Below are 17511 nucleotides of genomic sequence, written 5' to 3' on the forward strand. Positions count from 1 at the left end.
TTCGTAATAAAAAATCCTTAACCGCCAAATGCAGCGATTAAGGATTTTTCTTGTTTAGGCTTATTCTTTTCTCTTAAAAGTTCAACGATGAAATGGAAAGGCATATTCAGCACTTCATTTATATCTTTTCCCTGTTTCATTAAATCAAGGATGAGTTTGTCCATGTATTGTTTTTGTTTTGCGAAAGAAAAGTCCTCATCCGTTAACCTTTCTTCGCCAAGAATTTTTTTGTTTCATCATTTTGCTGACCTTGTGCAATAAACATGACTTGATCCTGGAGTGTGCCAATTGCATCAGGTGCGTGCAATTTATTCATTAAATCTTCTTTAGTAAATTGACCACCATAGACCCTATCAGCAACAAATGTCATCATTTTGTCCATGAGGTCTCTCTCGGATGTTTTTTCGTTCTCTGATTCATTCATCAAATCCATAGCTTCATATACAACAGCAAACGGAATGAATACAGGAGTCAAATATTTCTTAGTGACGATCTCACCTTCTTTAACCTCTTCTACCAATTCAATCATGTTTCTCTTTAAATTTGCCATGTAGTTACCTCCATAAAAAAGAGCAAGAAGTTAATCTTGCTCTTTAATTAGTACTTTTCCAATTTTGTTTTTTGTAGATGACAATTCTTTAATCCTAGCAACTGATATCTTTTTATTTGCAGGTTTTGGAAAGGGATCCCCTGCAAAATAAATTTTACCTTTATCTTGCAGGTCTTTAAAATCCGATACAACAATGTATTTTTGCTTTTGGTCTATCTTAGACATTATGCCCCCTCCGGTTCAGATGGAGTGCCGGATGGATAAGGTTTACCAAATACTTTCAGGAATAAAGCATCTCGGTTCGTAGTTTCTCCCTTTTTATCACGAGCAAAAATGACGGATTTTTCCTTTTCAAATCCGTCCACTTTCCGATCCATAAACTGCGCTTCGATTTCCTCACTGGAAAACTCAACACTGTCTTCTTTTGTTTGACCTTCGATGTTAGGGCGAGTGAAAATTCCTTTCGGCAATCCAACGTATTCTTTGGATCCATCTTCATATGTCTTTGCAAAAACTACGGCTACATATGGAGGATTATCTCCACTGCCCATAGCTGTCAATCCTTCAACAACTTCTAACCCTAGTAATTTCTGTTTATCCTCGATAGGTATTGTGTGGAATTGAGAAGTTACAGAAACATCACCACTAGACACGGCCATCTCAGCGGTTTTGTTATCACCATACGCCCGAACAATTTCTTGCGCCATTTCAACATTGACATTTTGAAGAAATTTAACTCTTTCAATATAGTCAGCTACTAATTTATCTCCTACTTCACCATAATAAAATTCATCCACACCCGTAGCTGCACGGTATATTTTTTCTTCTGCCACTATTCATCACTCCTATAAATTATTAAAATCTTCCCTATATAAAGATCCTCTGTATCTGTTGGCATTTCTATAAATACCGCTGTCATACTCGTTGGGGCCTTTGATTTGATGGAATTTCAATTCCTTCCATAACACATCGCGAATCGAATTTGCTAGATTTAGAGTAGTTTTTCTGTCCAAAGTCCAGACATCTATCTGAACTAAAAATTCCAATTTAGTCCAAGTGTTATCCGCAAAGTCGATAGGGGTGCCATCATCCATGGGATCAATAATGATGAATGGATTGTCTACATCACCCGTTTCGGGATATTCATAAAATTTAATCCGACTATTAGCTAGGCTTTTTATATAATCATCTGCGATAAGAGTTTTATAAACAATGTCAAGCACGTCCATAAATAATGTGCTCCTTAATTGCTTTCTTTACGGCATCTCGATAGGCTTTTTCACTGCTCTTCATTGCTTTAGCGATTTTGCCCTTACCTGCTGGATTAGGGTTTTTTATGGTTCCCCACTCGTTTAAATGAATGATGCGATAACGGCCCTTTGGACCTTTCCAGTGAATTCTAATCGTACGAACGCCATTTTCCACATAAATATCTGATATCGTAATTTCGTCAATTGAACCACCAGTATCTTTAAAAGACTGAAATTGAGAGATTAGTTCTTTTACAAACTCTTTGGCTGCATCCTCTAATGCTTGATCGCTTATTCTTCGCATTCCTTGTTCACCAAATCTCATTTCCAATTCCTTTAACATTTGATTTAATCCCCTGGTTTTGACACTCATTTTTCCAACCCCGCGATGATCGTAATGAAATCCCTTCTAGTTAAATCAGGCTGTACAGATTTGACGTTATAATGCTTGCCCCTGTAATCAATATCATCAATTTCTATATAATGCTTGTTGGTAGGTCTGTACGTTGATAAGGGGTCCCTTATCGTGACCGTCAAATCTTCAATAGTACCGTTTGCTTTCGCTTGTTCTAGGTCCTTCATCCAAACCCGATCAATGTCAGCCATACATTCATACAGGACCTTACGTTTCTTTTCACCAGGTTCTGGACCATCGTTTGGAACGTACTCATAAAAAATAACAGGGGTGCGAAAATCACCGCTGTTTTTTCTTGGCTTTTTATATTCAAACTTAATCAACGGTATCATCCTCCGCCAGCACAATCCCAAGGCTAATAATATCACTTAGGAAATTATCTTCGAAAAACTCAACGGCATCATTATAAAGATAACGAGTTCGTTCAAAGACAAGTTCTTTAGCCCGTTCGTTTTCGTTAATATCAAAGTTTCCGCATTTTTCTTTTATATAAGCAACAGAAAAGGACAACAACCTTTTTAGATTGTCATCCTCACTTGAATGAGATATATGCATACGGTCTTTGAATTCTTTTATTATTTCATCTGTGATCAATTAGATCACCTCTCATGCTCCTTCCGGTTCGGATGGATCCGGATCATTGGAAATATCTAGGTCTAAATCATATACTTGAGCAGCAAAATTATCTTTTGGTTTACCAGTTGCGAATTGTTTTGAAATAAACACGTCTGCATCTTCGAGTGCCAGTGTTTCTGTATACCTTTTCGTATCCATTTCTCCGCCGATTGCAGCAATGTATTCGCCTTTAACAAAAAACAGTACTTTCCCTTGCGGTACGAAAACTGATGTTGTTTGTATTGGATTGAATGGCAAGTTTGTCACATATACTCCATTCGCATTTAAAGTTGTGGCATTAGCGCGAATACCAAAACTGTTAAAAGGGTTCATAACCATTACTACTTTCCCGGCAACGTCACGAACTTTTTCTTCTTCGTTTTTTCCAACTGGACGGATTGACAATTTTTCCATAACGCCTTTTAATTCATTGATCGTAGTGCGCCCAGGTTTGAATGTTAAAATACCTGCACTCGTTTTATCCGTTACAGCCCCAGTGTCTTTATCAACATTTTTTAATAAGCCGATAGGTTCATTTTGAGTTAGTCCGCGACCAGCAACATATCCACGTTCTAAACCAACCTTCATTGCTTCAACTAAAATCGTCCGTACATAACGTTCAACCCATGCAGGTCCTAGTTTCAACATATCTTTTGCAATTGGAATGAATGCTGTTAATTTGAGCTGTTCAATTTTCTCTTTGCGGAACGTAGCGTTCAGTTGCCCTTTGATTTCTCCGAATAATGGACCCCACACCGCCATGCCTTCTGGATCACCATAAATAAATTCAGTTACGGCTCCTAAATTTTGAATACCAATAGCATCTAGCAGAGGATGAGCTTCAACAATATCCTCAAATACTCTTTCTTGCGTGGTTTTCGGAAGAGTATCCGTATCCTTAAATCCTCCTTCTTCAATAACGGCATTGAAGAATTTTGTTTCCTCGCTAGTTAAAACGTTCTGCCCACGACCTTGAAGTACTGCATTATCGCTCATTGTGGAATGTACCTGAGTCATGATATCCGCTTTTACATCTGTCGCAAGCGATTCAAGCATATTGTTAAGTGCAGTTTTTTGTTCCTCTTCTGTTCCGTTTTGCATAGCATTTGCAAATGCTAATTTCTTTTCTTCAAAATTATTAAATCGAATAGTCATTATTTCATTCCTCCTAAATTATAAAAAGAGTCTGCTCAAGTTCTGTTTTGGTTTAACAGGTTCTTGTTCAGGCTCTTTTGGGTTTGGTTTATTTTGTTGGGCATTGGCTGCATATTTAGCAACTAATTTATCTTTATTATTTTCAAATTCTTCATCGTCTCCATCTGGCTCTACAATTTCAATTTCATCCGCGATGATATCTGCAAATCCAAGGGCAACAGCTTCATCAGCATTGAGCCATGTTTCTTCTTTTAGCAATGTAGAGAGTTCATCATCACTGCCTACAAATCGTTTTCGATAGGATGCCGTTACAGCCTTATCTACTTTCCGCAAATCCTTAGCTGTCTTTTCAAATACTTCTGCATTCCCGTATTCAAACGTACTTGCTTGGTGAATCATCATCATAGTATTACTTGGCATTATAATTTCATCGCCAGCCATCGCTATTATTGATGCTGCACTTGCTGCCCAACCATCAATATGAATAATAACTTTTGCTTTATGGTTTTTGAGGATGTTACCAATCGCAATACCATCAAATGCCGATCCGCCACCACTGTTAATATGCACATGGATTTCTTTCACATCGGCATGTTCAATCTGCGACAGTATATTTTCAGCGCTATTCCTCCATCCGCCAATAAATCCATAAATAGATAATTTCAAGCCTTTCTCAGCTTGATTAGTGATTTCAAACTTTTGTCTGATATTTAGGATTTTATTCAAATCGAATTTATTCACTCATTCCTCACCTCCTTCAAGAGCTTCCTTGGCTTTCTGATAGTTTTTAGTTAAAATGAACTCATCCATAATCGGATCATCTGAAGGATCGAGACCAAGAGCGTCTCTCAACTCATTACCATCCACCACACTAGAAGATCTTAATTTATCCACCGCAACCGCTAAATCAAACATATCCCTATAAGCAACACGTCTTACAATAATTTTTTTATCATTCGTAAAGTCGCTTTGGGAAATAAACTGCATGTTCATTTCAACTTCCAAAATCTTTAGTATAGGATCAATGCAAAACTTCATATAATTTCTAGTGATTTTTTCAATATCAGCCATATCTCCCCGTAATAAAGGAAGAGGCATTCCGACAGCATTGGCGACCTGGTCCATAAATCCATTGGTGATTTTATTAATTTCATCAACACTCGTACCAGAAGTGTTTTGCTTTGATGAATGCTCTGTGTACGTAAGTCCCTTTTGTTGAGGGATAATAGCTATGGCCTTTTCTTTAATCGCCTTATAAGTACGATCGATGAATCTCTGTAATTTAGAAGTTGCTTCTTGACCTTTGCCAAAAGCTGAATCAACATCTACGGTGGATCTAATTTGATGTTTTCGCAACTGGAATTCTATCAATCTGCCTAGTAATTCCCCGTAATCATAAAAAAGACTATCAATCAGTTTTGATAGTTTGTCATTTCCATATTCAAAAAACAGAACTTCCTCACGTTTATAAGTTCTTTTAAACTCATACCCTTTGACGATAACATTTCTAAAAGAATCTTGATAAATGGCAAATTCAGCCCTCGTATAATTGTCTGCTACTAGAAGATCGTCCGTATCCGTTTTGATGATCAAACATTCACCATTATAAATAAGTTTATTTATCACTTGATTCCAGAACGTAGCTGCGGACTGATTTACATTAGGTTTTACATTAAATCGGTAATACATTTCATTTTTTAAGTACTTTTTATTTTGCTTAATACGGAATTCTGATTGAATAATGGTCCTAGAAATCATTCCTATAACTGATTCGATTGCCAATCGCTTGAGCGCTGTTTTTCTAGCTTTATCCTCATAGAGTTCAATATCATCCATGATTTCAATTTCTTCTTTACTGCCAAACCACAGGAACCCCAGTATAATCACCGCCTTTCAATTAATTTTTCTAAAACTCAATCTCATCTAATATAAAGTCCATTTCTTCATCGATTAAATCATCCCGATAAAGGGCATGAATGAATGCTTGGAACCCGTCGGTTTTTCTTCTGATTTCATCTTTTTTACCATAGGTACGATTTCCTTTAGGATCCGTAATTACTTTAACGTTCCAGGTATACCATCGCATTAATGGGTTATTGCCAAAAATAACCCTACGTTCCGCGAAAATAGTTTCAACTCTTGGGGCAAGCAAGGCTTCAATCCCTTTTGTCCTAACATACATAATTTCGAAACCCTCTGCTTCAAGAGCCGTCTTGACCAAATCCAATCTAAAGGTATCAGCAACAATTGTAGTTAGCCCATAGAACTCCCGCATTTTCACAAACCAATTAACGATATGCTTAATATTGATTACAGGCTCGTCCACTATCGTTAGAAATCCTTCTTCTGCCCAATCCTCAATAGGTGCCTCAAGGTTCACCCTTCTTAGAAAATTCCTATTTACAAACGAGTGGCTTTTCCAAATATAGTCATCTCCGTTTTTAAATAACAAACCTACAGCAACGAAGTCTCTAACAGATGCAAAGTCTAATCCACCAACGCAGCTTCGATGTTTTAAATCAATTAATTCTCTGCTAGTAGCTTCAATTTCTTCCCAAGTTGCTACAGAAGTTTCTAGATCGGTTGCCGGGCAATTCATTCGTTTAGTCATGAATCGGATTCTTGCAGATGGTTTGGAATTACCTAAAGTAATGTACTGAGTTTTGACTTTCCGGAAAAGGTCCTTAGCATACTCGCTCATCGGCTCATGAAACATTGGATTTGCTTTTTGCCAATTGGAGTAATCATCCATTTCCTCTTCATCATCCAATGTGGCCATAAATACAAATAATGGGTCCTCCAAAGCTTCGCCATTTAAAACTCGAATGGCTCTTTCTTTCAATTCGTCTAGGTAGCCGCCGCGAACAAATCCGTCAGTGGTAATAAAGAATTCTCTTGAATGTCTAACCTTTCCTAATCCAGAAGAGAAAACATCTACAATCGCGGAATCGGCATATTCATGGACCTCATCATAAATAACGCAACCATCACGCAAACTATCTTTAGTCTTAGCATTAGATGTGTGATATTTAATCTTACTGCCATTGGTTCTACTAACAATTTCTGATCTTTTTGCATGGAATAATGATTCCAACACTTCATTGTTAGCCGATGTTTTAACGACATTGTAAACCTCATTAAATGATGTCATTGCTTGTTCTTCACTGTTAGCGACGATGGAAACATTATAGTTTTGTATGCCGTGTAAATCACTAATAAAAAAGTTTACTAAAGATGATATTAACCCGTTCTTTCCAGCTCCTCTTGCTTTATATAAAAAGAACTGCTCAAAAAACGGGTGTCCTCCATCCTTGTAATATAGAAAAACAAAAGCTGTTATAAATTTTTGGAAAGGCATTAAGGTGAAATAGTTTTTTTCAGTAAATGCAATATATTTTTCATGCATTTCTGTATCAAAATAAATATCATCACGATTAAGAACATATTTTTTCAGATAAGAAAATAAAAGAACCAGATACTTACTGACTTTGATTTTGCCAGTTTCGTATTGGTTCATATAGTATTTGACGTGTTTATTAATTTTCATTTTATATCAAATCATTTGCTGAATACTTTGGTTTCCTATCATTATTGTCATCAATAAAATTAAATGTACGTTCTATGTTCATAATCGATGAATTCACTTTATTCATTTCGGCAAGTAGAGGGTGGGACTTCACAAAAATCTGACTGCCGTTTTTTACAGTGATGGAAACCCCTTCTTTTTTTACAGTCCGATCCATTCTTCTATATACCTCAATATGCCGTAAGTACCTACCGACTTTTTCTACTTCAACGGGATTGCTTGTATCTATATTAGACATCAAGTGATCCTTTATTTTATCTATGCCGACATCGATTCTTAGAGACCTCGTCAAAAGCACCCACCCCCCTATACGCGAATTTTTCTGAAAAAATCTGGACAATCGAGCCCCCTGCCCGGTCCCCGGGTTTACTTTAATTGACTAAAGCATTCGAGGGGGGGTACCTGCTGGTCCTTTTATTTGGGAAATAGCCTCGTCTAATTCCTTAATTTTTGCTTTATTTTCTGTTTCTCTTGAATCTAATTGATCAGCTTGCTCGTATAACTCTTGAATTTGTTTGTTTATCCATTTATTATCTCCATGTAACCTTTCCTTAGCTGCCTCTAATACTTCTACTACAAACTTCTTTTCCATTTCACTACCACCTTTCATCATCCCATTTGGGTTTCTTTCGTTTGAAGATCCTTCCTTCCTTTACATTGTGATGATAAACGCAAAGTGTTTCTAAGTTATCCAATACAAGAGCAAGTTGAGGATAATGTTCAATAGGATATTTATGGTCAACGTTTAGGACTATCTCTTTGCGTTGACCATATTCTTTGATGGAATCAATAGTAACCTTTCCTTCCTTTTTACACCATTGACATTCGTAGTTGTCGCGACTCAAAGCTTGCTGTCTTAACTCTTGCCAAGCTGATGAACGATAAAACTTTTTTTTCTGTTCAGGTGTTTTGTATTCCATTGATCCTTACTCTACTCTCCTTTTAAGAAAATAAAAAAGGCACCCAAAATTGGAGTGCAGTGCCTTTGCTTCGTTTTGTTATATTTTTCGATACTACTATCTTATCAGCCTTTTTACGGAATATCCTGCCATCATTCTGCCAAAAGTCTGCCATTTTTCTGCCACTCTATTTATCCCCCTTACAGTTACCCATATCTTATATTGTGTTGAACTAGCCGTAAGGCTAGAACCATTGATGCCACTGGTTTAATTACATATCACTAAAATGAATTCCACATTGCTTTATTATGGATAACTAATAAGAGTAAATAAAAATAAAAGCCTCCAATTAAATGGATGGCTTCATATTCTAAACTCTTTTATTGCCTTGTTCATAGCGTCTTGGTCAATTCCGATATAGCGTAATGTGAAAGCTGGATCAGAATGATTAAGTATCTTCTGAAGTAAAGCTACGTCTCCGGTTTGCTTATACAAATGGTATCCGAATGTTTTTCTTAAGGTGTGCGTCCCGATGTCAATTAACCCTACATGCTCAGCAGCACTTCTTAGTATCTTATAAGCCATGCTTCTACCGATAGGCTTATTAATACCTTCTCTGCTTTTAAAGAGAAATTCATGATCTTCTTTTCCAATAATGTATTGTTTTAATTCCCTCTGCAGTTGCGGAGTCATATCCAAATACTTATCTTTTTTTGTTTTCATTTCAGTTATTTTGAAATATGATCTTCTGGCATCTGATACTCGTAGAGGTAAGATATCAGAAATTCGCAAACCTGAATTAATACCTACTACAAATAACATATAATTTCGTTCATTTTGTTCCTTTAAATGTCGCTTAACTTCTCTAATAACTTCTGGATCTCTAATCGGTTGAACGAAGTTCATGCTCCTGCCACCTCTTCCACATATACTTCAATGCCAAGAGCAAAGGCTAATTTATAAAAGGCTCTAGATTTGTATCGGTGATAGGAACGTTCACTCATATTCAATTCACTGTACACCTCGTAATCAAATACATCATCAACGGTCATATATCTCTTAATGAGAATAGCTCTTTCTTTAAAGCCTAAACGATTTACTGCTAGCGTGACTCTCTTGATGTATTTATTTCTTTCTAATTCATAATTGGCGTTGTTTATAGCTGCCTGTTCTGTTGAAGAATGGAAAGCATTCGTATTAGTTGGTGGAATGAGTGAAAAACTTTGAGTAACTTTTGGAAGTTGATTGAGTTCTTGAGTCAACAGCATGATTCTGTATTTTTCTAAAGCTTTTTCAACTTCTTCTTTAGTGGCTTTACGATCAATAGCAGATAATTGGAAATCAAACTGATTCATTACTATCAACCCCCCAAATTTATTTTTGTCTAATGGCTCCACCCTTGCCCCTTCCGTAAATAGGTCTGTTAACCCCCATGAGGCTCTTTAAATCTGACTCTGAAAATCTTTCTTTCGTGGATTTCCTAGGTTTTCGGTTTTTCTGTTGCTTTTTTTCCCATTCTCTCAGCTGATCCTTCAAGTCCTTGTTCATAATTCCCCTCCTTCCTTTTACAAAAAAAGGACACCAAAAGAACGAAGATCGTTCAATTGGTGCCCCGGTTCTTCCGCTTGGCATCCAGTATTCAATTAGTTATCCTTGAGATGTGTATTTTATATCAAAGCATTTTGGTTCTCCATCTCTCCACACGATAGTTTGGGTACCAAAACCCCTTGGGAGATCGTCGACTTTTATTAATTGCCCGTCTCTAACGTAGTAAGTTGCGTTTTTATCTAATTCTATATGAGCAACATTTATTTGCTTTTCCACCAGAACCCCCCCATTTTATGGTAAAATAAAACTAGGTCGTCAGGAGAAATCCTGGCTTTTTTTATTCTTCGTGTTCTATCACTTCAAAGTACTTCCTGCATTCTGGACAAACTTTTCGGGGAATGATTTCAAACAGTAATTCTGTAATTCTACATTCATTGCAAATATACTCGATCATTCAGATCATTCCTTTTTTTAATACTCGCTCATCATAAAGGTCTTCAAGTTCCAAATCGCTTTTTAACCTTAATACATTTTCATCAATGCCAGTTCGTCTTACTAACTCTTCAATGAGTTCATCGCGTGTCATAATTATTCACCTCCAATCCCTTCTGAGCCATTAGGCTAACAATCCTTACATCCCATTTGCTGATTTCTCTCAGAGTGGCGAGTAACCGCTTGTTTTCATTCTCTAACTCTACGATTCTAGCTGCAGCATATTGACTTCCAAAGTCATCTGATTTTGAGAAAATATCCTTAATCATTTCGTTCATTTCTGGATATGTTTTCACTCCCACCGACTCCACTCCTTCCGACAATCCTTGCATATATAAACAATTGACTGATCATCATTTATACAAACTCCACGAACCATATTTTCACGAATCCCCCTTTTCATATTGCTACTGAAAGGAATCTAATTTCCAACGAACGCTTTATCTGCTTTAGTGTTTCTTTTCAAGTAATCTTCACGAATCTGTTTTTGTAAATCATTTACCTGCTTTTCTGCCACACATGCCCTTCTCGCAATTGAGCAAAGGAATTGCCACGTCAAAACGTCTGTATCCCGATAAGGTGCTTTCTTTTTAATCCTTGAACTAAGGTCATCGTTGACTTCAATTAGTCCGCACTCCCCTGGAATTTCATCGACTGAAATCAATCCTTTTGGTGTGGCAAAATAAAAGTAATTTGATAACGCCAATGCTTGTTGTCTCTTGTCAGGATTGCTTATTTCACTTAGGAAGTCTGAACGGCTTACTTTTATCTCATAAACAATTCTTTCGTGCTGTTTCGATGGGTAAAGATTGATTGCCCAAGCGTCAAATCGCTGTTCGGGGTTGAAAGGTTTTACTTTTCCTTTTTTATAATCAAATGTTCTGTATCCTGTGCCTGCCCTTAATTCTTCGAAAAAGGCCCACTCTTTCCCTGCTGTATTAACATCGGTTGCTCCATGCCTTTTTGCCAATGCACTTACTATATTCTTCGCTTTCACCTTCACCCTCCTATGCCACAATTTCTTTCGGAATGTGCATTAAATATTTTTCTCTGATAACAGCTTTATTGCATCAGATGTATCCTTAATATTTGCGATGATTCTCCGTTTAAAAATCTCAACTTGTTCTTTGGAATGATGATTGTACTCGCCCTCCGCTATTTCGTCTAATCTATCCTCAAGATTATTCCTGTGGTTTTTTAACACTCGAATTACATAGTTTGGTTCCAATTTTCAACCCTCCTATTACACAATTTCTTTCAATTCTCACCTAGCAAGTTTCAATTCTGTGTTGCAAAGTTCCGGTAAATTAGCTCTCACTAACGCTTCTGCAAATGGTGGAGGAACTGAATTTCCCACTCTTGCAACTTGCTCTGTTTTCGGATACTTATTTCCTTCAAAATCTCGCTCAATAATGTAATCGCTGGGGAATCCTTGCGCATTGAATAATTCTCTAGGTTGCAGCATCCTCATTCCAATATCTGTAATCTGATATTCCTGTCCCGCAACGGTTACAAGTCCAAATCTATCCTTGGTCGGTAACGTGTGAATGGGTTCGTTTAATGATTGGCCAACTCCTTGACCATAATACTTGATCAAAAATGCTTGTACCAAACTAGCCTTATTTACTGTTGTTATAGTTCCAAGCGGCTGTTTTAACTCGTGCCCAGTAGAACTTTTATAATGTTGTGCAATAAAAGCTGTAACCAATCCGAAACGATTTGCAGTAGGTATGGTCGCTAATGGTTCGTCAAGTCCGCTTGCTCTGGTCTCTTTTCCTTGATGTGTGTAATAGTGTTGAATAAACACAGCTTGATCTTTTACGATAAAGGGATTAGGATTATCGATGATAAATTTCTTTATACCTCTAGCTATGCGCTTTTGAGTGTTTTCTGCAAGGGGCTTTTTTCTATCAAATATTGATGGGCACGGTATTGACCAATCAATAATGTCTCCTGCAGTTCTATATGGTTTTTTCAGACCTAACTGAACATTTACTTCATCCGATTCTCCATGAGTAGTAGACGGCCAAACAATTGGTTTTCCATCACATCTAGCAATCATGAAGAATCTTTTTCTAGTAGTGGGTGCTCCATAATCGCAAGCTCTCAATTCTTTAGTGGCCACTTTATACCCCAATGCTTTAAAAGATTTTACAAACGACTGAAATGTCATGCCTTTTTTATCAGGATCCGGTACCCATTCGTTTTTTTCGTTTAGTTTTAATGGTCCCCATGTTTTAAATTCTTCAACATTCTCCAACATGATCACCCTTGGTCTTACCCTAATAGCCCAATTGATCGCTACCCACGCCAAGCCTCTCACTTCTTTGCTAACAGGCTTACCGCCTTTGGCTTTAGAAAAGTGTCTGCAATCGGGAGAAAACCAACATAATCCTACCTTGCGTCCTTTTACGACCTCTCTTGGCTCTATATTCCAAACGGATTCAAGATAATGTTCTGTGTCTGGATGATTTGCTTTATGCATGGCATTTCCTGCATTTTTCCGTGTATTTCATTTTTCATCACGAATTTTCTGTGAAAGTATCTTTCTGAAACAGTCTTCGCATAGGTGCTTATCCCAATATCTAGCAATGCTTGTTTTGCACTCGATACATTTTTTCATGGATACACCGCCTTTTTATAAATCTTCTTCTTTTACAAAAACTCCGTTTATCATTTTTCCATTGCGATCTTTGATTTCGTTGTATGAGACCTCGACGCAATCCTCAATATTCATACCAATTTGCATAGAAAGTATTGTTAATACAACATATATATCACCAATGGAATCAACCACTTGACGACCATTGTTTTTCGCAAACCCTTGAGCAAGTTCTCCAACTTCCTCCATGAGTTTCAACATTTGCTTACTTGGATCTGCTGAATGTAAATTTCTATTTTCAGCCCAAACTTTAATAGCTTTTGTTAACTGATCTAGATTCATCATACAATCCTCCGTGTATTCTTTGCTTTTGTTGTAGCTGCCATTTCGGGACTCATACCTTTCTTAATCCTGTAGTAGAATGTTGCCATCGCTACTCCGTTTTCTTTTGCTAATTTCCTGTATTTGGTTGCTTCATCTGGACTCATTCGAGTGATTGGAGTATTAATCGCCTTTTCCCTGCTCCAACCTTCTCTTAATATCCGCGTTCTAACCCTGTCGCGCGTAAGTCCGTTTCCCTCGATAATTTTCAATTCCTCTTCTGAAAAGTGGAACGATATTGATTCGGCTATCGGTGTTTCGTTTTCCATTGAAATGCCTTTTCTTCTGTTTCTCTCATGCTTGTTCAACGTTTCGTATTCGATGCCCAATAGCCTTATCTGATCACATAAATCACAGCCGTTACACTTATTGTTTGAATGAGGGTGTGCTTTACTAAGTCTTGTAATTTCATCGAGTATGTCCAAGCGCTTTTGATAAACATTCACCGAGTAAGCCTCCTTCCCGTTCCTCTATATGCCCTAACATTGCTCTATCTACTGCAATCATGAGAATTTCTACTGGTGGTCTACGAAAGTGTTTGCTCATCTCGTGCAGAGTCTTTCCTTTACGCCAAAGCTTTTCAAATTCCAATGTTTTTTTCATCGTCCATCCGAAATCTACATCTTGACATGCAATGTAACTTTCGCCTGGTGCGTATGTCAGGTATCTCGTTTCCATACTTTTAACGACATGATCATCACGCACGATTGCCATTTTCTCTTTCCTCTGCCACCTTTATTCCCCAATCTAAGTAAACGGCCGCTTTCTTTAAGTCCTCCACTCCGCCTTTATTGCGGTACCGGGCAATGTATTTTTGCACATTGCCCACACAATAACCCTCATACATTTCAGCTGTTAGAATGTCCTTGATAATTTCTATTACCTCGATATTCCCAGTTGTATAATGTTTAGGTTGATTAACGTTGTCGCCCACTCCCATTCCCTCCTAAAACCAAACATTTAAGTCGCTATCCGTATCTACCGCCCTGCATCGATGTATAGCTAACTCTCTTTTAAGATCCTCGTAATCTACCTGGTCCAGAGGTAATCAAAGGCGATACAGTACTCACTATTTTTCACCTCTCATACACTGTTCGATTTTTGCTAAAACGGCAGGTCATCCGAGTTGATATCCACTGCATCCCCCTGAAACGGATCATCTTGATTGCTAGCCTGATAGTTTGATTGGGCTTGTCCGTCTCGTTTTGGTTCCAAGAACTGCACGCTATCAGCAACAACTTCTGTAACGTATACGCGCTTACCGTCCTGTCCCTCATAGTTCCGGGTTTGAATGCGTCCATCGACTCCACATAGCGAGCCTTTTTTAAGGTAATTGGCTACATTCTCAGCAGGTTTTCGCCAAACTTGAACATTGATGAAGTCTGCCTTTTGCTCTCCATCCTGTTTAAACGGCCTATTCACAGCCAATGTGAAGTTAGCTACCGCAACGCCATTTGGGGTGTATCGCAAATCTACATTTTTGGTTAAACGTCCTACTAGGACGACTCTGTTTAGCATGATGTCCCCTCACCTTCCGTTACAACTAGTAATTCAGGGTCTTGAAAGACATTACCTATTACCTCACAGTTATTTTCAACGGCTACTAACAACGCATCATCACCGAGCATAAAACACCCCAGTTGGAACTCAACATCTGCTATCCATTCGTTATTTACGCGAACGATATCTTTTTCAAAAATCTCCGTGCCGTTCTTGTCCTTGAATCCGGTGTATTGCATTAATGGACTCGCATTAGAAAATGTATTTTTGAAAATAACTGATAACGATTCATCCTTTTCTTGGAGCAATTCATCCCAACTCAACATCACACCTGCACTTGGCCCATCATCTTCATTCCATACAAATTGCCTAAACTTAATCTCTCTCATGCCGTCTCCTCCATCCCTAGCAATCTCCTAGCCTCTTGTAACCTTCTCTTATTCTCTCTGCTCTCAGCTTCTAGTTGTTCAACTGATTTAGGTCCACATTCGGGGCATGTGTTTATAAATGCCATGCTCCCTGCTGTGTTGTGCACTACATGTGTTCCATTGCATCGGTCACACATTTTCTAATCCCTCCCATCATCCAGCAATATTTCTAGCAACTCTTCATTTTCTTTTTGCGCTAGTTTACTTCGTATTTTTTCTTCAGGCATTTTTACAGGATAGGTCATTTTCTCAATTCTGCTACTGATCCTGCCGTTTGGATATTTTATATCTAAGTGAGCGATTTCTAGATTGCTAGTAAAAATCGTTACTTTTAAATTTTGCAGTCGATAATCCAGTACTCTTGTAAAAGTCTCTTCAACCCAATCACCGACTTTTTCAACCCCGATATCATCCAAGACAAGTAAATCAACATTTTTTACGCTATCGATTAAATCCGATGTTTTGATATTCGAATCTTTATCAAACGTCTTTTTGATTTCTGCCAACAAATCAGCTGTTGAAGAGTAATAAACACTAATGGGCTTATTTTGATTATCATGAACTTTCACTACCGCATTAAGTATGCTTGCAGCTAATCGCGTTTTTCCGCTGCCTTTTATGGAGCTGTATAAGTAAAGACCTTTCCCTTGTTCTAGCATTTTGTCGAATTTTTTCACGAAGTTTCCTGCAATTAGTTTTGCCGAAGTGGCCCTTTCCTTCGATTCCTGCAAGTCATATATATCAATTTCGAATGATTTTACGGTTGCTTCTCTAAATTCCTCTGGAAGCTTAGCGTTATGTAGCTTTTTCCGTAAAAGTTTTATCTTTTTACATTCGCATTCTCGCATAAATTCAGTTTTTTCTTGATGATCTTTGATCCATATCAATCCGGAACTATCGCAGGTTCTATATGGGCAAGATTCAGAAATCGAAGTTAGGGTCTCGTATCGCTCCGTGTAAACCTTTTTCTCTTGCAAGTGCTTCGAGTCTTTCAACCTCTTTGCTAGTGCTGGATGGTCTTTCACCAACTGCTGAAGCATATGACCTAGATCCTGCAATACTAGCAACTCCTTTATTGTTTAATTTCATCAATCCGCGTTTCGCTTCGTGTACATCGGTATTTCTTAAGATGCCAAGTGTATATTTCTCTCCCTTTTCACTATGCTTTTCACAGTGTGTCCATAAAGCGTAATGAAGTTGATCAACGGTGTACTTATTCGTTTTTTCAATAAAATTCACTAAAATATTTGCAGAGATTATACATGTTCTTCTAGTTCGTCGAATACAATCAAAGTAAGTTGTTAAAATATTAATCGGTAATCCTTTAGGGAGAGCGTTGGTTCGCTCTGCGAAATCAACAAAAGTCTTTATATCCTCTTCACTTGACAAATTTTTGTTTTTTACTGAAACATCGGCGACATATTCTTTTAATGTTTTATTGATGTTTATAATGCTGTTTATATATTCTGTTAAGGTAAGGTTAACCTGTTGGTTATCCTGTTGGTTGCCTTGTTGGTCATCTTGTTGGTTATCAGAAATTTCTTCGCTACCAGTAACCTTACTCTCGCTTGATTTTTCAAGTCTCTCCTGTTGGTTATCCTGTTGGTTGCCTTGTTGGTCATCTTGTTGGTTATCCTGTTGGTTATTTTTTTTGCTATAATTTGCAATGTTTTGGATTAAATCATAGTCTGTTATGGTAACTAAAGTACCTTTTTTCTGTTTCAAAGTTGTGATAGAAATGTAGGACAATTTCACTAATCTGTTTACGGATCCTCTGATCAATCCGCGTGGCCATCCCGTTTCTAAAGATAATTTATTGATGGAGATTATCGTTTGTCCTCTCTCACAATTCCTGCTTTTTTGATAGTTAGCAACATCTAAAAAATGTTGATACAGTATTTTGTCTATCAAGTTTTCAAATTGGAGTCGGGGCTGGATCACAAACCCCGAAGCATTTAACGTATTATCCATTACCCCGATCGCTCCTTCATTTGATGGCTTTATACTTGGACATTTGTATTCATTTTTGCTATAAAATATGGTATTATAGCAATAACAAGGATGTATAGCAGTAGTTTGAGTGGCAGCTC

The 17511-nt window shown here is 37.6% G+C and carries 31 protein-coding genes and 2 pseudogenes; all 33 read right to left on the bottom strand.

The window, feature by feature from the left end; translation table 11 throughout:
* Positions 1-17 precede the first annotated feature (17 nt).
* The 33 genes and pseudogenes from gpGT to BN1243_RS22275 all read right to left on the bottom strand — a co-directional run bounded on the left by gpGT (position 18) and on the right by BN1243_RS22275 (position 17392).
* A complete protein-coding gene (gene gpGT / locus BN1243_RS22460; protein WP_230200104.1) occupies positions 18-164 on the bottom strand; it encodes a phage tail assembly chaperone GT in 147 nt (48 codons plus the stop codon).
* A gap of 38 nt (positions 165-202) precedes the next feature.
* Complete coding sequence (gene gpG, locus BN1243_RS05390; RefSeq protein ID WP_062105211.1) at positions 203-550, bottom strand: phage tail assembly chaperone G; 348 nt, start codon at positions 548-550, stop codon at positions 203-205.
* Positions 551-580: 30 nt separating this feature from the next.
* Complete coding sequence (locus BN1243_RS05395; protein WP_062105212.1) at positions 581-775, bottom strand: hypothetical protein; 195 nt, start codon at positions 773-775, stop codon at positions 581-583.
* Positions 775-1383 carry a major tail protein gene (locus tag BN1243_RS05400; RefSeq protein ID WP_062105213.1) on the bottom strand — a complete coding sequence of 203 codons (609 nt, stop codon included), beginning with the start codon at positions 1381-1383 and terminating at the stop codon, positions 775-777. Before BN1243_RS05400 ends, BN1243_RS05395 begins: the two co-directional genes overlap by 1 nt.
* 12 nt (positions 1384-1395) lie before the next feature.
* Positions 1396-1779: a gp17 family tail completion protein gene (locus BN1243_RS05405; protein ID WP_062105214.1), complete on the bottom strand. Its 384-nt coding sequence runs from the start codon at positions 1777-1779 to the stop codon at positions 1396-1398.
* Positions 1766-2143 carry a hypothetical protein gene (locus BN1243_RS05410; RefSeq protein WP_230200105.1) on the bottom strand — a complete coding sequence of 126 codons (378 nt, stop codon included), beginning with the start codon at positions 2141-2143 and terminating at the stop codon, positions 1766-1768. The genes BN1243_RS05405 and BN1243_RS05410 overlap by 14 nt, the downstream gene beginning before the upstream one ends.
* Before the next feature lie 26 nt (positions 2144-2169).
* A complete protein-coding gene (locus BN1243_RS05415) occupies positions 2170-2538 on the bottom strand; it encodes a head-tail adaptor protein (protein ID WP_062105216.1) in 369 nt (122 codons plus the stop codon).
* Positions 2531-2770, bottom strand: a complete 240-nt coding sequence (locus BN1243_RS05420; RefSeq protein ID WP_062110431.1) for a hypothetical protein — start codon at positions 2768-2770, stop codon at positions 2531-2533. The genes BN1243_RS05415 and BN1243_RS05420 overlap by 8 nt, the downstream gene beginning before the upstream one ends.
* 51 nt (positions 2771-2821) lie before the next feature.
* Entirely contained in the window at positions 2822-3985 is a 1164-nt protein-coding gene (locus BN1243_RS05425) for a phage major capsid protein (RefSeq protein ID WP_062105217.1), read from the bottom strand.
* An 18-nt stretch (positions 3986-4003) separates the two neighbouring features.
* Positions 4004-4726: a head maturation protease, ClpP-related gene (locus BN1243_RS05430; RefSeq protein ID WP_062105218.1), complete on the bottom strand. Its 723-nt coding sequence runs from the start codon at positions 4724-4726 to the stop codon at positions 4004-4006.
* Positions 4727-5872 (bottom strand): phage portal protein, encoded by a 1146-nt coding sequence (locus BN1243_RS05435; RefSeq protein WP_069201765.1) that lies wholly within the window; start codon positions 5870-5872, stop codon positions 4727-4729.
* A 19-nt stretch (positions 5873-5891) separates the two neighbouring features.
* Positions 5892-7532, bottom strand: a complete 1641-nt coding sequence (locus BN1243_RS05440) for a terminase TerL endonuclease subunit (protein WP_062105219.1) — start codon at positions 7530-7532, stop codon at positions 5892-5894.
* A 1-nt stretch (position 7533) separates the two neighbouring features.
* Complete coding sequence (locus BN1243_RS05445; protein ID WP_062110434.1) at positions 7534-7863, bottom strand: P27 family phage terminase small subunit; 330 nt, start codon at positions 7861-7863, stop codon at positions 7534-7536.
* Positions 7864-7950: 87 nt separating this feature from the next.
* The gene (locus tag BN1243_RS05450) at positions 7951-8163 is read right to left on the bottom strand and encodes a hypothetical protein (RefSeq protein ID WP_062105220.1); all 213 of its coding nucleotides are present in this window, start codon (positions 8161-8163) and stop codon (positions 7951-7953) included.
* Between the two features lie 4 nt (positions 8164-8167).
* Positions 8168-8491, bottom strand: a complete 324-nt coding sequence (locus BN1243_RS05455; protein ID WP_062105221.1) for an HNH endonuclease — start codon at positions 8489-8491, stop codon at positions 8168-8170.
* Positions 8492-8833: 342 nt separating this feature from the next.
* Positions 8834-9376, bottom strand: a complete 543-nt coding sequence (locus BN1243_RS05460; protein ID WP_062105222.1) for a site-specific integrase — start codon at positions 9374-9376, stop codon at positions 8834-8836.
* Entirely contained in the window at positions 9373-9825 is a 453-nt protein-coding gene (locus BN1243_RS05465; RefSeq protein ID WP_062105223.1) for an ArpU family phage packaging/lysis transcriptional regulator, read from the bottom strand. Before BN1243_RS05465 ends, BN1243_RS05460 begins: the two co-directional genes overlap by 4 nt.
* 19 nt (positions 9826-9844) lie before the next feature.
* Positions 9845-10018 carry a hypothetical protein gene (locus BN1243_RS22270; protein WP_195892072.1) on the bottom strand — a complete coding sequence of 58 codons (174 nt, stop codon included), beginning with the start codon at positions 10016-10018 and terminating at the stop codon, positions 9845-9847.
* Between the two features lie 99 nt (positions 10019-10117).
* Positions 10118-10294, bottom strand: a complete 177-nt coding sequence (locus tag BN1243_RS21330; RefSeq protein WP_230200106.1) for a hypothetical protein — start codon at positions 10292-10294, stop codon at positions 10118-10120.
* Between the two features lie 178 nt (positions 10295-10472).
* Positions 10473-10604: a hypothetical protein gene (locus BN1243_RS22830; RefSeq protein WP_268258062.1), complete on the bottom strand. Its 132-nt coding sequence runs from the start codon at positions 10602-10604 to the stop codon at positions 10473-10475.
* Positions 10591-10812, bottom strand: a complete 222-nt coding sequence (locus BN1243_RS05470) for a hypothetical protein (protein WP_062105224.1) — start codon at positions 10810-10812, stop codon at positions 10591-10593. The genes BN1243_RS22830 and BN1243_RS05470 overlap by 14 nt, the downstream gene beginning before the upstream one ends.
* 119 nt (positions 10813-10931) lie before the next feature.
* Positions 10932-11507, bottom strand: a complete 576-nt coding sequence (locus BN1243_RS05475; protein WP_062105225.1) for a hypothetical protein — start codon at positions 11505-11507, stop codon at positions 10932-10934.
* Between the two features lie 39 nt (positions 11508-11546).
* Positions 11547-11738 carry a hypothetical protein gene (locus tag BN1243_RS05480; protein ID WP_062105226.1) on the bottom strand — a complete coding sequence of 64 codons (192 nt, stop codon included), beginning with the start codon at positions 11736-11738 and terminating at the stop codon, positions 11547-11549.
* Positions 11739-11774: 36 nt separating this feature from the next.
* A pseudogene (locus tag BN1243_RS05485) lies at positions 11775-13007 on the bottom strand (DNA cytosine methyltransferase); the annotation flags it as partial.
* A 141-nt stretch (positions 13008-13148) separates the two neighbouring features.
* Complete coding sequence (locus tag BN1243_RS05490) at positions 13149-13454, bottom strand: MazG-like family protein (protein ID WP_062105228.1); 306 nt, start codon at positions 13452-13454, stop codon at positions 13149-13151.
* Positions 13454-13939 carry a hypothetical protein gene (locus tag BN1243_RS05495; protein WP_062105229.1) on the bottom strand — a complete coding sequence of 162 codons (486 nt, stop codon included), beginning with the start codon at positions 13937-13939 and terminating at the stop codon, positions 13454-13456. Before BN1243_RS05495 ends, BN1243_RS05490 begins: the two co-directional genes overlap by 1 nt.
* On the bottom strand, positions 13902-14207 hold the full coding sequence (locus BN1243_RS05500; RefSeq protein WP_062105230.1) for a hypothetical protein: 306 nt from the start codon (positions 14205-14207) through the stop codon (positions 13902-13904). Before BN1243_RS05500 ends, BN1243_RS05495 begins: the two co-directional genes overlap by 38 nt.
* Positions 14191-14427, bottom strand: coding sequence for a DUF3310 domain-containing protein (locus tag BN1243_RS05505; RefSeq protein ID WP_230200107.1), 237 nt, complete (start codon positions 14425-14427; stop codon positions 14191-14193). Before BN1243_RS05505 ends, BN1243_RS05500 begins: the two co-directional genes overlap by 17 nt.
* Positions 14428-14696: 269 nt before the next feature.
* A pseudogene (gene ssb, locus BN1243_RS05510) lies at positions 14697-15011 on the bottom strand (single-stranded DNA-binding protein); the annotation flags it as partial.
* Positions 15005-15382 (bottom strand): YopX family protein, encoded by a 378-nt coding sequence (locus tag BN1243_RS05515; RefSeq protein WP_062105233.1) that lies wholly within the window; start codon positions 15380-15382, stop codon positions 15005-15007. The gene BN1243_RS05515 and the pseudogene ssb, both read right to left, overlap by 7 nt.
* Positions 15379-15558, bottom strand: a complete 180-nt coding sequence (locus tag BN1243_RS05520; protein ID WP_062105234.1) for a hypothetical protein — start codon at positions 15556-15558, stop codon at positions 15379-15381. Before BN1243_RS05520 ends, BN1243_RS05515 begins: the two co-directional genes overlap by 4 nt.
* A gap of 3 nt (positions 15559-15561) precedes the next feature.
* Complete coding sequence (locus tag BN1243_RS05525; protein ID WP_062105235.1) at positions 15562-16308, bottom strand: ATP-binding protein; 747 nt, start codon at positions 16306-16308, stop codon at positions 15562-15564.
* A 34-nt stretch (positions 16309-16342) separates the two neighbouring features.
* Positions 16343-17392 carry a hypothetical protein gene (locus BN1243_RS22275; protein WP_062105236.1) on the bottom strand — a complete coding sequence of 350 codons (1050 nt, stop codon included), beginning with the start codon at positions 17390-17392 and terminating at the stop codon, positions 16343-16345.
* Positions 17393-17511 lie beyond the last annotated feature (119 nt).

This window comes from Bacillus niameyensis, assembly GCF_001375535.1.
GTDB lineage: Bacteria > Bacillota > Bacilli > Bacillales > Bacillaceae_C > Lederbergia > Lederbergia niameyensis.

Coding starts and splice junctions, on each gene's coding strand:
- BN1243_RS05520 (WP_062105234.1), bottom strand. CDS start 15,558: ATGTGTGACCGATGCAATGGAACACATGTAGTGCACAACACAGCAGGG.
- BN1243_RS05515 (WP_062105233.1), bottom strand. CDS start 15,382: ATGAGAGAGATTAAGTTTAGGCAATTTGTATGGAATGAAGATGATGGG.
- BN1243_RS05395 (WP_062105212.1), bottom strand. CDS start 775: ATGTCTAAGATAGACCAAAAGCAAAAATACATTGTTGTATCGGATTTT.
- BN1243_RS05450 (WP_062105220.1), bottom strand. CDS start 8,163: ATGGAAAAGAAGTTTGTAGTAGAAGTATTAGAGGCAGCTAAGGAAAGG.
- BN1243_RS22830 (WP_268258062.1), bottom strand. CDS start 10,604: ATGACACGCGATGAACTCATTGAAGAGTTAGTAAGACGAACTGGCATT.
- BN1243_RS05500 (WP_062105230.1), bottom strand. CDS start 14,207: ATGGCAATCGTGCGTGATGATCATGTCGTTAAAAGTATGGAAACGAGA.
- BN1243_RS05410 (WP_230200105.1), bottom strand. CDS start 2,143: ATGTTAAAGGAATTGGAAATGAGATTTGGTGAACAAGGAATGCGAAGA.
- BN1243_RS05460 (WP_062105222.1), bottom strand. CDS start 9,376: ATGAACTTCGTTCAACCGATTAGAGATCCAGAAGTTATTAGAGAAGTT.
- BN1243_RS05455 (WP_062105221.1), bottom strand. CDS start 8,491: ATGGAATACAAAACACCTGAACAGAAAAAAAAGTTTTATCGTTCATCA.
- BN1243_RS05440 (WP_062105219.1), bottom strand. CDS start 7,532: ATGAAAATTAATAAACACGTCAAATACTATATGAACCAATACGAAACT.
- gpG (WP_062105211.1), bottom strand. CDS start 550: ATGGCAAATTTAAAGAGAAACATGATTGAATTGGTAGAAGAGGTTAAA.
- gpGT (WP_230200104.1), bottom strand. CDS start 164: ATGGACAAACTCATCCTTGATTTAATGAAACAGGGAAAAGATATAAAT.
- BN1243_RS05465 (WP_062105223.1), bottom strand. CDS start 9,825: ATGAATCAGTTTGATTTCCAATTATCTGCTATTGATCGTAAAGCCACT.
- BN1243_RS05425 (WP_062105217.1), bottom strand. CDS start 3,985: ATGACTATTCGATTTAATAATTTTGAAGAAAAGAAATTAGCATTTGCA.
- BN1243_RS22270 (WP_195892072.1), bottom strand. CDS start 10,018: ATGAACAAGGACTTGAAGGATCAGCTGAGAGAATGGGAAAAAAAGCAA.
- BN1243_RS05420 (WP_062110431.1), bottom strand. CDS start 2,770: ATGCATATATCTCATTCAAGTGAGGATGACAATCTAAAAAGGTTGTTG.
- BN1243_RS05490 (WP_062105228.1), bottom strand. CDS start 13,454: ATGAATCTAGATCAGTTAACAAAAGCTATTAAAGTTTGGGCTGAAAAT.
- BN1243_RS22275 (WP_062105236.1), bottom strand. CDS start 17,392: ATGGATAATACGTTAAATGCTTCGGGGTTTGTGATCCAGCCCCGACTC.
- BN1243_RS05405 (WP_062105214.1), bottom strand. CDS start 1,779: ATGGACGTGCTTGACATTGTTTATAAAACTCTTATCGCAGATGATTAT.